Source organism: Azohydromonas caseinilytica (genome assembly GCF_012927045.1).
In the GTDB taxonomy this organism is placed as follows: Bacteria; Pseudomonadota; Gammaproteobacteria; order Burkholderiales; family Burkholderiaceae_C; genus Azohydromonas; species Azohydromonas caseinilytica.
Window position 1 is genome coordinate 362,934 of the sequence record NZ_JABBFW010000003.1, and the last position, 13,108, is coordinate 376,041.

A 13,108-nucleotide genomic window follows, 5' to 3' on the forward strand; every position below is an offset into this window, starting at 1 on the left:
CCTAACTTGTTATGCCGCGGTGGCCTGGTTGCCGAGCTTCTCGGCCCACACGGCCATCTTTCCCAGGCCGGTCCAGTTGGCGTCCACGTAGGTGATGGCGCCCGTGGGGCAGGCGGTGGCGCAGGCGGGGTCGCCGCCGCAGAGGTCGCACTTCTGGACCTTGCCCGTCTCCTGCACGTAGTTGATCGTGCCGAAGGGACAGCTGATGGTGCAGACCTTGCAGCCCACGCAGGTGGTCTCGTTGACGACCTTGGCGCCGGTGAGCGCGTTGATGGTGATGGCCTCCACCGGGCAGGCGTGCAGGCACCAGGCCTCGTCGCACTGCGTGCAGGTGTAGGGCACCTTGCGGCCCGTGTGATGGAAGTCGAACACCTTGATGCGCGACTTGGCCGGCGCGAAGGTGGCGTAGTTCTCGAAGCTGCACGCCATCTCGCACTGGAGACAGCCGGTGCACTTGTCCGGATTGATGTGAAGCGACTTCTGCATGAGCTTTTCCTTCCGATTCGGTACCCCGCCGCGGCTGTGGCGCCGCACGGCGACGGGTCCTATGCACTGGCCTGCCTATCTGACGGGCGAAAAACACCCGTTGCGACCCTGGGCGCCCAACCCTGCGCGGCGCCCGGCGGACACGATCAGTCCGCCTCCCTATGCACTTGCATACCTATGTTGAGGGCGCAAGAGGCCCCCGCCTACATGGGTGAAACCCCAGACGGCGCGGGCCTATTGCTCCAGATTGCTACACCGGGCGCCAGGCGACGTTGTGACGCTCGAACATCGCCGCGAGCTGCCCGTTGCCGGCGAGCTGGTTGAGCGCGCCCTGCAGCGCATGCGCGAGCTCGGTGGCGTCCTTCTTGACGGCCATGCCCACGGCCCAGCCCTCGCGCGGCGCGCGCGGGCTGGGCAGCGGCTCGATGGCGAAGCGCTCGTCGCCGCGCAGCACCGTCTGCAGCTCGGACAGCAGCCCGGCCGCCACCGGCACCTCGCCACGCTTGAGCAGCTGCGCCGCCTCCACGCCGTCCTTGAGATGGGTCACGAGCTGCTCGCGGTAGGCGCCGCCGTCGGCGCCGATGAGCAGCCAGCCCGCCAGCGACAGCCCCGGCACCGCCACGCGCGCCTTGCCCAGCTGCGACAGGCTCTCCAGCGCGGGCAGCGCGTCCAGCCGCCGCGCCACGGCCACGCGCTCGCGCCAGTACGGGCCGAAGATGCTGACCTGCGGGTTGTCCTGCATCAGCGGCCGGTCCACCGGCACGTGCAGCAGCACGTCGGCCGGGCCGAAGCCCAGGTAATGGCCCTTCCAGACCATGTTGCGCAGGTCGTCGTTCATGGCCTCGCCGGCCGGGAACGGCAGCATCGACAGCTTCACGCCCAACGCCTGCGCCAGCGCCTGCGCCAGCTCCACGTCGATGCCGCGGCCCTCGTCGTGGAAGGGCGGCATCTCCTTGTACAGCGCCACGCTCAGCGAGCCGCGCTCCTTGATCTTGTCCAGCGGCGTGGCCGACAGCGGCAGGCCCAGCGCCATGGCGGCGCCGCCCGCCAGGCCGCGCAGCAGCGTGCGCCGGCCCAGGGAGTGCGAGCGGCCCATGCTCACAGCGGCTTCTCGCGACGGGTTTCCAGGTAGGCCTTGATCGACCAGATCGCCTCCTGGTTCAGCGTGCCCTCGAAGGGCGGCATGTACACCGCGCCGTTGCGCGTGCGGCCCTTGCGCACCGTGTTGACGAAGTAGTCGTCCACGTCCTTGGTGCAGGCCGACTTCTTGGCCTCGACCTTCTGCGAGGCGCACTCGTTGTCGAGCTTGCGCAGGTCCGGCGCGATGCCGCCGGAGACGGCCTCCAGGCCATGGCAGCGGGCGCAGTTCTGGTTGTAGGCCGAGGAGCCGATCTTCACGGCCGCGTCGTTGCCGCGGAACGGGTTCTGGTCGCGCCAGTCCTCGCCCAGCTTGGGCAGCGAGCTCGTGTCCACCGCCTGCGGCGTGACGTCGCCATGGGCCATGGCGGCCCCGGCCACCAGCACGCCGGCCAGCAGTGCCATCAGGCGCGAGGGGAAACGGGTGTCGGAACGCTTGCGCATGGTTGTCTCCTTCGGTTGTGACATGGAACGGGGCGCCTTTCTGCAAGGCCCATGCCACAAGCGCCGGGGCGTGACTTTGTGGTTTCGCAATCGCTTCAGCTTCGGGTAAGCCGGGTGGACATTGCACAGCGATTGCTACAGCATTGCGCCCGCGTTCGAGCGCCTGCTCAAGAATGAAACAACGCTGCAGCCACCTGTCACAGGGAGCAGGCAGCACAGCCCCATGAACGGACGTGCCGCCCAGGCGCGCCACCGGAGACAGAGCACCCATGTCGATTCACCGCAGCAGCATCGCGGCCCCGCACGAGGGGCCCGCGGCCCATGTCGACCTGATCCGCCAGTCGCACGAGCGCTGCACCGCGCTGGGACTCACGCGCATCGAGCGACCGGACTACGAGCCGCTCATGCGCAGCGACCTGAACGACGCGCGCGAGCGCAACCGCAGGTTGCACACGCATGCGGCGCCGGTGATGGAGCTGCTGCTGGAGCAGATCGCGGGCACGCAAAGCATGATCGTGCTGACCGATGCGCACGGCACGATCCTGCACACCGTGGGCGACGAGGACTTCGTCCACCGTGCCGGCAAGGTGGCGCTGTCGCCGGGCGTGAACTGGGCCGAGCACTCCAAGGGCACCAACGCCATCGGCACCGCGCTGTTCGCCGAGCGGCCCACCCTCGTGCATGCCGACGAGCACTTCATGCACGCCAACCAGTTCCTCACCTGCTCGGCCTCGCCCATCTTCGACCCGCGCGGCAACATGCTGGGCGTGCTCGACGTCAGCGCCGACCAGCGCACCTACCACCAGCACACCATGGGGCTGGTGCGCATGTCGGCGCGCATGATCGAGAACCACTGGCTCAACGACCACTGCGCCAACCGGTTGCGGCTGCACTTTCACAGCCGCCCCGAGTTCATCGGCACGCTGCTCGAAGGCATCGTGGTGATCGGCGCCGACGGCAAGCTGCTGGGCGCCAACCGCAGCGCGCTGGACCAGCTTGGCCTCAGCGGCGTGGCGCTGCGCAACCAGACGCTGACCTCGCTGTTCGGCACCACCGTGGCCGCCGTGGTGGACCACTTCCGCAGCCCGCTGGCGCTGCCCATGAAGCTCACGCTGCCCGATGGGCGCCAGTTCCTGGCCAGCGCCCGCATGGACTGGGCCACCCTCGCCTTCGCCGCCGTGCCCGCCGGCTCGCCGGCGATCGAGACCACCGTGCCGGCGCAGCCCGCCGCCGCAACACTGGTCGACGCCACCGGCCCGGCCGAGCCTGCGGCGTCCCCCATACAGCCGCCCACGGCGTTGCCCACGGGGCTGTCCTACCTGCAGACCGGCGATGCGCAGATCGAGGCCGTGGTGCAGAAGGCGCGGCGCATCATCAACCGCGACATCCCGCTGCTTATCCTGGGCGAGACGGGCACCGGCAAGGAGCTGCTGGCGCACGCGGTGCACCAGGAATCCAACCGCGCCAAGCAGCCCTTCGTGGCCGTCAACTGCGCCAGCATCCCCGAGTCGCTGATCGAGGCCGAGCTCTTCGGCTACGAGGAAGGCGCCTTCACCGGCGCGCGCCGCAAGGGCGCCAGCGGGCGCATCGTGCAGGCCAACGGCGGCACGCTGTTCCTTGACGAGATCGGCGACATGCCGCTGCCGCTGCAGGCGCGGCTGCTGCGCGTGCTGCAGGAGCGCTGCGTCACGCCGCTGGGCAGCGGCAAGGCGATCGCGGTGGACATCGCCGTCATCGGCGCCACGCACCGCAACCTGCGCGAGATGATCCAGCGCGGCGAGTTCCGCGAGGACCTCTACTACCGCCTCAACGGCCTGGTGCTGCGCCTGCCGCCGCTGCGCGAGCGCAGCGACCTGGCGCTGGTGGCGCAGCGCATCCTGGCCAACGAGTGCCCGCAGGGCGCGCCGCGCATCAGCGCCGAGGTGATGGCGCTGTTCCAGCGCTGCGACTGGCCGGGCAACATCCGCCAGCTCGCCAACGTGCTGCGCACCGCCGCCGTCATGGCCGCCGGCGAGCCGCAGATCACGCAGGCGCATCTCTCGGACGACTTCCTCGAAGACGTGCGCCGCCTGGCGCAGCAGCAGCAGGCCGCGGCGCCGCAGCCCCTGGCGGCCCAGCCGGCCGCGCTGCCCATGGACGCGGCCATGGGCCTGCCGCCAGCTTTGCCCTTCGCGGCAGCGCCGGCCGGCACGGCGCCCTATGGCGGCGCCGCTGCCTTCGCCCCGCTCGGCGGGGGCGCGGGCGCGCCCCTCGCGCCGGCGGCACCGCCCGCGGTCAGCGCGCGCACGCTGCACGAGCAGGAGATCGCCATGATCCAGGCCGCGCTGGACGCGGCCGGCGGCAACATCTCCGAGGCCTCCAAGCGCCTGGGCATCAGCCGCAACACCATCTACCGCAAGCTGCGCTGGAACCGGCCGGAAGGCGGCTCGGCCTGAACCCCGGGTTTGCACTGTGTCAGGCTGAAGCGCGCCTGTTTCAGCCGGGCACACCCGAGGCCGGCCCCGGGCGGCCTTGACCGCTGAAACGCTGCAAAACCGCATCGGCACGGGTTTTGCAGAACGCTCCAAAACGAAATCCGGCCCGGGCTGTCCGGCAGCCCGGGACACTCAGGAGACATCCCGTGCCGAATCACCGCATCCGCGCCCTTCAGGCCCGCTGCGCCGCTGCATGATGAAGCTGCTGCTGCTCGGCGCCGAGGGCAGCGCCGCGCGTGCCGCGGCGCTGTCCGACGGCAGCCGCTGGGTGCTGCTCAATGCCCCGACCGACCTGGAGCGCCAGCTCCAGCGCCACCCGCAACTGCAACGCGAGCCGCTGGCCGGCGTGGTGCTGATGGACGCGCAGATGGACCACGTGGCCGGCCTGCTGGGCCTGCGCGACGGCCCGCCGGTGGAGCTCTACGCCACGCCGGCCGTGTTCGAAGCGCTGACCACCGAGTTGCCGCTGCTGCAGGTGGTGGACCGCTGCTGCGGCGTGCACTGGCACCTGCTGCCCGTGGCCGGCGACAGCGCGGTGGCGACCTTCCGCATCGAGGCCCTGCCCAACCTGCGCTTCACGGCCTTTGCCGCCGGTGACGAATACTCACCCGGCGCCTCCCTGGCGCTGGAAGTGGAGGACCTGCGCGACGGCCGCCGCCTGCTGTACTGGCCCGGCCCCTGGCCCCTGCCCTCGAACCCGGGCGCCGACTGCCTGCTGCTGGGCGACCCCGCCACGGCGCTGCCGCCCGAGGGCACCGCCCGGCGCGTGCTGCTGCATCCGGCCGCCCCGCCGCCGCCCGCGCCCGCACTGGAGGCCGTCGGCGTCGAACAGGCCTTTGACGGCATGGAGATCGAGCTTTGAGCAGCGTTCCCCTCCCCGTTTCCGACACCACGCCGCTGCCCGCGGACAGTGGCAGCGCACCGCGGCTGCGCTTGAAAGCGCTGCACAAGCGCTACGGCGAGCGCGTGGCGCTCAAGTCGCTGGACCTGACGCTGACGCCGGGCAGCTTCGTGGCGCTGCTGGGCCCCAACGGCGCGGGCAAGTCCACGCTGTTCCAGCTGCTCACCGGACTGTTCGCGCCCGACGCGGGCGAGGTCGAGATCGACGGCCTGGCCTTCGGGCGCCACACCCGCCAGGCGCTGGCGCGCATCGGCGTGGTGTTCCAGCAGATGTCGCTGGACCTGGACCTGAGCGTGCGCCGCAACCTGCAGTTTCATGCGCAACTGCATGGCCTGCCCTCGGCGCTGGCGCGCCAGCGCATCGACGACGCGGCCGAGACCTTCGGCCTCACCAAGGACCTGCAGCGCGCGGTGCGCGAGCTCTCCGGCGGCAACCGGCGCAAGGTCGAGCTCGCGCGCGCGCTGCTGCACCGCCCCGCCCTGCTGCTGATGGACGAGCCCACCGTGGGCCTGGACCCGAAGTCGCGGCGCGACCTGCTCGCGGCCATCCGCGCCGACGTGGCTGCGCGCCACAGCAGCGTGCTGTGGGCCACGCACCTGGTCGAGGAGGCGCAGGCCGCCGACCGTGTGCTGGTGCTGCACAAGGGCGTGCTGCTGGCCGACGGCACGCCGGCCGCGGTGACCGAGCAGCTCGGCGGCGGCTCCCTGGAGGAGGCCTTCGTCAAAGCCACTGCGTGACACGGGCGCATGCCGCGGCCCGGCCTCCCGGGTCCGCAGGGCATGCCAACATGCGACGCGCCCGTCAGATGCGCGCGCAACCGACTACAGGAGACGAGCCTTGAAGAAGACGATGCTGGCCGCCCTGCTGGCCCTGTGGGGCCTTGCGGCCTCGGCCCAGACCGCCTGGGTATCGAGCGAGAAGGACAATGCCCTGACGCTGGTGGACCTCAAGACGCTGTCGGTCGCCGGCGTGGTGCCCACCTGCAAGCGACCGCGCCACATGCAGGTCGCGCCCGACGGCAAGCGGCTGTTCGTGGCCTGCGCCGAGTCCGGCCAGGCCGACGTGATCGACATCGCCAGCCGCAAGACCGTGGGGCGCGTGTCGCTGGGCGACGACCCGGAAGCCTTCGACTTCTCGAAGGACGGCAAGGCGCTGTACGTCTCGGCCGAGGACGAGGGCGCGCTGGTCACCATCGACGCCGCCAGCGGCAAGACGCTGGCTTCCGTGCCCGTGGGCAAGGAGCCCGAGGGCGTCAGGACCTCGCCCGACGGCAAGCTGGTGTTCGTCACGTCCGAGGTGGCCAACATGGTCCACGCGGTGGACACCGCCACCGGCAAGCTGGTGAAGAACATCGCCGTGGGCAAGCGCCCGCGCCGCATGGTGTTCACGCCCGACGGCTCGCAGTTGTGGGTCACCAACGAGCTGGGCGCCAGCATCAGCGTCATCTCGGTCAAGGACCTGGCGGTGGTGCAGACCATCCCGCTGGAGCTCAAGGGCGTGCGCGCCGAGGACATCACGCCCGTGGGCCTGGCCATGACGCGCGACGGCAAGACCGCCTTCGTCGGCATGGGCCGCGCCAACCACGTGGGCGTCATCGACGTGGCCAGCCGCAAGCTCGCCAGGACCGTGCTGGTGGGCAAGCGCGCCTGGCATGTGGCGCTGAGCCCGGACGAGAGCCGGCTGGTGGCCACCAACGGCCTGAGCGACGACGTGACCATCGTCGAGACGGCCACCGGCAAGGCGCTCAAGAGCGTGCCGGTGGGCCGCGTGCCCTACATGGCGGTGGTGCTCAACTGATGGCCCGCCCGCTGCTCCGACCCCTGGCCGCGGCACTGCTGCTGGCCGCCGGCGCGGCCCAGGCCGTGCCCTACAAGGTGACGCTGCTGGTGCGCGCCGACGATCCGCGCCTGGCGCGCGACCGCGTGGAACGCGCCTACCTGGGCCATCCCGGCGGGCCGGCCGGCGACGGGCTGCAGGTGGCGATCAAGGAAGCCGCCTTCGAGCTCGACGCCGCCGGCACCGCGCTCAACCTGGACACCGTGGCGGTGGCCGACGCGGCCGCCGCGCGCGCCGCGGCGCAGAAGGCCGAGAAGGCCGGCGCCGCCGTGCTGCTGACCGACCTGGACGCGGCCACCACGCTGGCCGTGGCCGACGCCGTGCAGCGCCCGGTGCTCAACCTGGGCGCGGGCGACGACCGGCTGCGCCAGCAGGACTGCCGCCCCCGGCTGCTGCACCTGGCGCCCAGCGAGCGCATGCGCGCCGACGCGCTGGCGCAGACGCTGGCCGCGCGCAAGTGGCCGCAGGTGCTGCTGCTCACCGGCCCCACTCCGCAGGACGCCGAGCGCAGCGCCGTGGCGCAGGCGGCCATCAAGCGCTACGGGCTCAAGCTGGTGGGGAACAAGCCGTTCAAGCTCTCGGCCGATCCGCGCGAGCGCGCCCTCGCCAATCCGCTGCTGCTCACCGGCGGCGCCACGTACGACGCCGTCTGGGTGGTGGACAGCGACGGCGAGTTCGCCCGCTCGCTGCCCTACCGTACCGCGCTGCCGCGCCCGGTGGTGGGCGATGCCGGGCTGGTGGCGCTGGCCTGGCATGCGCAGTTCGAGCGCTTCGGCGCGCCGCAGGTGGCGCGGCGCTTCGCCAAGGCGACCGGGCGGCCGATGACGGCGCCCGACTGGGCCTCCTGGATGGCCGGCAAGACGCTGGTGGCCGCCGCGGTGGCCGCGCCCAAGGGGCCGCAGACGAGCTTCGAGAAGGCACTGCTGGAGGGCAGCGTGGATGGCTCCAAGGGCGTGGTGATGAGCTTCCGCCCCTGGGACGGCCAGCTGCGCCAGCCGCTGCTGCTCACCGACGGCCAGGGCGTGATCTCCACCGCGCCGGTCGAAGGCGTGCTCCATCCCAAGAACGTGCTCGACACCCTCGGTGCCGATGCCCCGGAGAAGCTGTGCAAAGCCCGACCCTGACCCCTACCCGCGAGCGCCTGGGCCTGGTCTCTCACGCCCTGCTGGCGATGAGGGCCATCGTCTGGCGCGAGCTGCTGAAATTCTCCCGGCAGTCCGGGCGCCTGGTGTCGGCGCTGGTGCGGCCGCTGCTGTGGCTGGCGGTGTTCGCCGCGGGCTTCCGCAATGTCTTCGGCGTGGCCATCGTCGAACCCTACGACAGCTACATCCCCTACGACGTCTACATCGCGCCGGGGCTGGTGGGCATGGTGCTGCTGTTCAACGGCATGCAGTCGAGCCTGGCCATGGTCTACGACCGCGAGATGGGCCTGATGCGGCTGCTGCTCACCGCGCCGCTGCCGCGGCCGTGGATCTTGTTGTCGAAACTCATGGCCACGGCGGTGCTGTCGCTGGCGCAGGCCGCCGCCTTCGTGATCGTGGCGGCGCTGCTGGGCACGGAGCTGCCGGTGCTGGAGCACCTGCTGCCCGTGCTGGTGGCGGCGGTGTGCGGCGCGCTGATGCTGGGCGCGCTGGGCCTGCTGCTGTCGGTGCACATCAAGCAGCTGGAGAACTTCGCCGGGACCATGAACTTCGTCATCTTCCCGATGTACTTCATGTCCACGGCGCTGTACCCGCTGTGGAAGCTGGAGGAGTCGGGCGCGAACTGGGTCTACCAGATCGCGCGCTTCAACCCGTTCACGCATGCCGTCGAATGGATGCGCTTCGCGCTCTACGGCAAGGACCCGGGCCTCTCGCCCTGGATCGTGCTGGGCACGCTGGCGCTGTGCTTCCTGGTGGCGAGCTGGGGCTACGACCCGCAGCGCGGCTTCGGCGCGTTGACCAAGCGGGGTTGAGCCAAGGCCATGAAGCTGCTGCCGTCCCTGAGCGCGCTGGCGATCCGCCGCCCCGGCGCGCGCGCCGACGCGGCACCCGTGGAGCCGCTGGCGCTGGAGTGGCTGACATTGGCCGGGCTGCTGGCCTTCGCCACCTGGCTGCTGGGCGTGCGCGGGGTGTGGGCGCTGCTGCTGTCGGCCGACCCCACGGGGCTGACGCTGGTGATCATCGTCGTCTTCTTCACCGCGTCGCTGTGGTGCGGCACGCGCACGCGCGTGCTGCAGCGCGAGCGCGCGGCGCTGGCGCGCGGCGAGCACGGCGGCGGCTGGGCCGCCGAGTACCTGCAGGCGCTGCGCGCCGCGCCCCGGGACGGCACCGCGCCGCTGGACCTGCTGCTGGAGCGCAGCCACGGCCCGCATGGCACCGCCTGGTGGGTCAACGGCATCCAATTGAAACTGGGGCTGCTGGGCAAGGTGATCGGCTTCTCGATCCTGGCGCTGCAGATCGGGCAGTTGCAGAACTTCGACCCGGCGCAGTCGCAGGAGCTGCTGCGCCAGCTCACCACGGGCCTGGGCGTGGCGCTGCTCACGACCATGGTCGGCCTGGTGGGCAACATCCTGCTGGGCCTGCAGCTCACGCGGCTGGACCGCTACGCCGATGCGCTGGTGGCCGACATCCAGCGCGCCGGGCTGGCGCTGAACACGCGCCTGGAGTGAGGCCCCCATGCGCCGCCGCCGCACGGCCCGCGAGGCCGAGGTCGATCCCTTCTATGACATGTTGTTCAACATGCTCATCGCCTTCGTGTTCTGCTTCATCGTGGCGCTGCTGGCGATGAACCCGAAGGCGCTCAAGGCCGGCGACATCCCCGCCAAGGCAGAGTTCATCGTCAACGTGTCCTGGCCGGACATGGACCCCAACGACGTCGATACCTGGGTGCAGGACCCGGCCGGCGAGACGGTGTGGTTCCGCGCCCGCGAGGCGGGGCTGATGCACCTGGACCGCGACGACCGCGGCCTCACCAACGACGTGATCGTCATCAACGGCAAGCAGGTCACCAACCCGCTGAACCAGGAAGTGGTGACGGTGCGCGGCATCGAGCCCGGCGAGTTCACCGTCAACGTCCACTACTACGAGTCCAAGAACGGCAAGCCGGTGGAGGTCACCGTCTCCGTCATCAAGGTCAACCCGCGCGCCGACGTGGTGTTCTACGGACAGGTGCCGCTGGCCCGCAAGGGCGACGAGGCCACGGCCGTGCGCTTCACCGTGCTGCCCGACGGCAACGTGGCCAACGTCAACACGCTTCCCAAGACCCTGGTGCAACGGCTATGACCCTCGCCCTGATCCTGTCCCTCGTGGTGCTGGTGCTTCTGTGCACGCTGGCGCTGGTGTGGTCGCGCTGGCCGGCTTGGCTCAAGGGCCTGCTGGTGGTGGGCGTCACCGTCTTCTACTTCTTCGCCGACGACACCGCGCACGGCCTGGCCGGCTGGCCCAATGGGGACCCGCTGCCGGAGAAGTTCGTGCTGCTGGCCGCGGTGATCGAGGAGCCGAGCAAGGCCAACCCCGGCGCCCTCTACGTCTGGGTCAACGCGCTGGAGAACGGCAAGCCCGCGCGCCAGCCGCGCGCCTACAAGCTACCCTACGCCAAGGACCTGCACGCGCTGCTCGACGAGGGCATGAAGAAGGTGCGCCAGGGCGTGAGCCAGATCGGCAGCGCCGAGCCGCGCGTGGGCAAGGGCGGCGTGTCGTGGCTGCGCCCGGGGCGCGACGAGCAGCGCGTGACCATCCGCGACCTGCCCGCGCCGCAGCTGCCGGAGAAGTGATGCGGGCGCAACCTTCCCTCGCGATGGCGGCCCTGGCCGGCGCGGCGCTGCTGGCCGGCTGCGGCCGGCCGGCCGGCACGGAATTGTTCCCGCTGGACTCCGGCCACCGCTGGACCTACGAGCTGCGCACCGAGTGGGAGGACCAGCGCGTGGAGCGCGAGACGCGCGTCTTCGAGACGCTGGGCCGCGACGATGCGCTGCCCGACGGCTCGGCCTGGCTGCGCCGCAGCGACGCCGGCATGGACTACTGGCTGCGCGCCGACGACAGCGGCGTCTTCCGCGTTGCCAGCCGCAGCCTGGTGCAGGCCGAGCCGCAGGCCGACGAGGCGCGGCGCTACGTGCTCAAGGCACCGCTGGCGGCGGGCACGCAGTGGAGCGCACCCACCATCGCCTACCTGCTGCAGCGCCGCCAGGGCTTTCCGGCCGAGGTGCGCTACACCAGCCCGGGTGCGAACATGAACTACGTGATCGAGGCCCTGGGCCAGGCCGTGGACACGCGCGCCGGGCACTTCGAGGGCTGCCTGCGTGTCAAAGGCACGGCGGCCCTGCGGCTGTTCGCCGACCCGGTGAGCGGCTGGCGCGATCTTCCCCTCATCACCACCGAGTGGTACTGCCCCGGCGTCGGTCTGGTGAAGCTGCAGCGCGAGGAAAGCGCGGGCTCGGCTTTCCTCCTCGGCGGCACCCTGACCATGGAGCTGTTGTCATGGCAATGAACCTAGACCTCGTGGCGCGCCGCGGCGCGCTGCGGCGCATCGCCGGCACGCTGCTGGCCCCCCTGGCCGGCACCGCCAGCGCCGCGGTGCTGGCCCAGCCCGGCGACCACTTTCCCAGCCGCCCGGTGACGCTGTGGGTGCCCTGGGCCGCCGGCGGCGCCACGGACCTGACCATGCGGCTGCTGGCCGAGATCGCCGGGCGGCACCTGGGGCAGAAGGTGCTGATCGAGAACCGCGGCGGCGCCGGCGGCACGCTGGTCATGCCGGTGCTGCAGCAGGCCGCGCCCGACGGCTACACCATCGCGCAGATGCCGCAGCCGGTGTTCCGGGCGCCCTGGGTGCAGAAGGTGACGTGGGACCCGATCCGCGACAGCACGCCCGTCATCCAGATCAGCGGCGTGACCTTCGGCATCGTGGTGCCCGCCAACAGCCCCATCCGCACGCTGGACGACCTCTTTGCCTGGGCCCATGCCCGGCCCGGCGAGCTCACGGTGGCCACCAACGGCACGGGCACCACGCCGCACATGGTGATGGACGAGCTCTTCGGCCGCCGCGGCATCGAGTGGGTGCACGTGCCCTACAAGGGCGTGGCCGAGCAGATGATCGCCGTGTCCTCGGGGCAGCTGATGGCGGGCGTGACCTCCAACGGCTTCGCGCCCTTCGTGGACAGCGGCAAGCTGCGGCTGCTGGCCACCTTCGGCGAGCACCGCACCAGGCGCTGGCCGCAGGTGCCCACGCTCAAGGAGCTGGGCCACGGCATCGTGGCAATGTCGCCCTACGGCCTGGCCGGCCCGCGCGGGCTGCCCAGGCCCATCGTGCAGGTGCTGCACGACGCCTTCAAGGCGGCGATGTTCGACCCGCAGCACATCGCCGAGCTGGCCAAGTACGACCAGGAGCTGGCCTACCTCGGCCCGGAGGATTACGGCCGCAGCATGCGCGAAACCTATGCCGCCGAGCGCCGCGCGGTGGAGCGGCTGGGGCTCGCGGCCAAGGGCAGCTGAGCGGCGCGGCGGCCGGCATGGACGGGGAGCCTGCTGCGCAGCCGTGACGGATGGAATGCCATGGTGCCACCCGGCCATGGCAGCCCTCCGACCTCAGCGCCAGTCAAATGAGAATTTCCAGGCAATGGCCGACACGGCATCCTGGCTCAATTCCGGGCGCCTTTGGCACATGAGTTCAGCGACATGCCGGGTTGCGGATTCGAGCGTATGCACCTGCCAGTCGATTTCGATGGAACCTAAATCCGGCAGTTACTACCCCGTGAGACGGCCAGCGGGCCAATGCTGACAAGCACTTGAGCCGATCCTGCAGACTCACCCGATGGGTGAAGCAAGACGCAAGCGGGCCCTGGCCCTGGGAGACG

General features: G+C 71.1%; 14 protein-coding genes. 11 read left to right on the top strand and 3 right to left on the bottom strand.

Annotated features, from left to right (window positions below; all coding sequences use genetic code 11):
* Positions 1-9: 9 nt before the first annotated feature.
* The 3 genes from HHL10_RS07085 to pedF form a co-directional block, all read right to left on the bottom strand.
* Positions 10-486: a 4Fe-4S dicluster domain-containing protein gene (locus HHL10_RS07085; protein WP_169159631.1), complete on the bottom strand. Its 477-nt coding sequence runs from the start codon at positions 484-486 to the stop codon at positions 10-12.
* 250 nt (positions 487-736) lie between these two features.
* Entirely contained in the window at positions 737-1,582 is an 846-nt protein-coding gene (locus HHL10_RS07090; protein ID WP_169159632.1) for a substrate-binding periplasmic protein, read from the bottom strand.
* Between the two features lie 2 nt (positions 1,583-1,584).
* The gene (gene pedF / locus HHL10_RS07095) at positions 1,585-2,028 is read right to left on the bottom strand and encodes a cytochrome c-550 PedF (protein WP_375138944.1); all 444 of its coding nucleotides are present in this window, start codon (positions 2,026-2,028) and stop codon (positions 1,585-1,587) included.
* 308 nt (positions 2,029-2,336) lie between these two features.
* Here pedF and HHL10_RS07100 point away from each other — a divergent pair, with 308 nt between their 5' ends.
* The 11 genes from HHL10_RS07100 to HHL10_RS07150 all read left to right on the top strand — a co-directional run bounded on the left by HHL10_RS07100 (position 2,337) and on the right by HHL10_RS07150 (position 12,746).
* The gene (locus tag HHL10_RS07100) at positions 2,337-4,502 is read left to right on the top strand and encodes a sigma-54-dependent Fis family transcriptional regulator (protein ID WP_169159634.1); all 2,166 of its coding nucleotides are present in this window, start codon (positions 2,337-2,339) and stop codon (positions 4,500-4,502) included.
* 232 nt (positions 4,503-4,734) lie between these two features.
* On the top strand, positions 4,735-5,403 hold the full coding sequence (locus HHL10_RS07105; RefSeq protein ID WP_169159635.1) for an MBL fold metallo-hydrolase: 669 nt from the start codon (positions 4,735-4,737) through the stop codon (positions 5,401-5,403).
* A 35-nt stretch (positions 5,404-5,438) separates the two neighbouring features.
* Entirely contained in the window at positions 5,439-6,179 is a 741-nt protein-coding gene (pedB, locus tag HHL10_RS07110) for a lanthanide ABC transporter ATP-binding protein PedB/LutE (protein ID WP_375138945.1), read from the top strand.
* Between the two features lie 112 nt (positions 6,180-6,291).
* The gene (locus HHL10_RS07115) at positions 6,292-7,239 is read left to right on the top strand and encodes a PQQ-dependent catabolism-associated beta-propeller protein (RefSeq protein ID WP_169159666.1); all 948 of its coding nucleotides are present in this window, start codon (positions 6,292-6,294) and stop codon (positions 7,237-7,239) included.
* Entirely contained in the window at positions 7,239-8,402 is a 1,164-nt protein-coding gene (locus HHL10_RS07120) for a type 1 periplasmic-binding domain-containing protein (RefSeq protein WP_169159636.1), read from the top strand. The genes HHL10_RS07115 and HHL10_RS07120 overlap by 1 nt, the downstream gene beginning before the upstream one ends.
* Positions 8,403-8,449: 47 nt before the next feature.
* Positions 8,450-9,232, top strand: a complete 783-nt coding sequence (pedC, locus tag HHL10_RS07125) for a lanthanide ABC transporter permease protein PedC (protein ID WP_169159667.1) — start codon at positions 8,450-8,452, stop codon at positions 9,230-9,232.
* A 9-nt stretch (positions 9,233-9,241) separates the two neighbouring features.
* Complete coding sequence (locus tag HHL10_RS07130) at positions 9,242-9,928, top strand: MotA/TolQ/ExbB proton channel family protein (RefSeq protein ID WP_169159637.1); 687 nt, start codon at positions 9,242-9,244, stop codon at positions 9,926-9,928.
* A 7-nt stretch (positions 9,929-9,935) separates the two neighbouring features.
* On the top strand, positions 9,936-10,541 hold the full coding sequence (locus HHL10_RS07135) for a DUF2135 domain-containing protein (RefSeq protein WP_169159638.1): 606 nt from the start codon (positions 9,936-9,938) through the stop codon (positions 10,539-10,541).
* The gene (locus HHL10_RS07140; protein WP_169159639.1) at positions 10,538-11,032 is read left to right on the top strand and encodes a hypothetical protein; all 495 of its coding nucleotides are present in this window, start codon (positions 10,538-10,540) and stop codon (positions 11,030-11,032) included. Before HHL10_RS07135 ends, HHL10_RS07140 begins: the two co-directional genes overlap by 4 nt.
* Entirely contained in the window at positions 11,032-11,745 is a 714-nt protein-coding gene (locus tag HHL10_RS07145) for a hypothetical protein (RefSeq protein ID WP_235971141.1), read from the top strand. Before HHL10_RS07140 ends, HHL10_RS07145 begins: the two co-directional genes overlap by 1 nt.
* Positions 11,736-12,746, top strand: coding sequence for a tripartite tricarboxylate transporter substrate binding protein (locus HHL10_RS07150; RefSeq protein ID WP_235971143.1), 1,011 nt, complete (start codon positions 11,736-11,738; stop codon positions 12,744-12,746). The genes HHL10_RS07145 and HHL10_RS07150 overlap by 10 nt, the downstream gene beginning before the upstream one ends.
* Positions 12,747-13,108 lie beyond the last annotated feature (362 nt).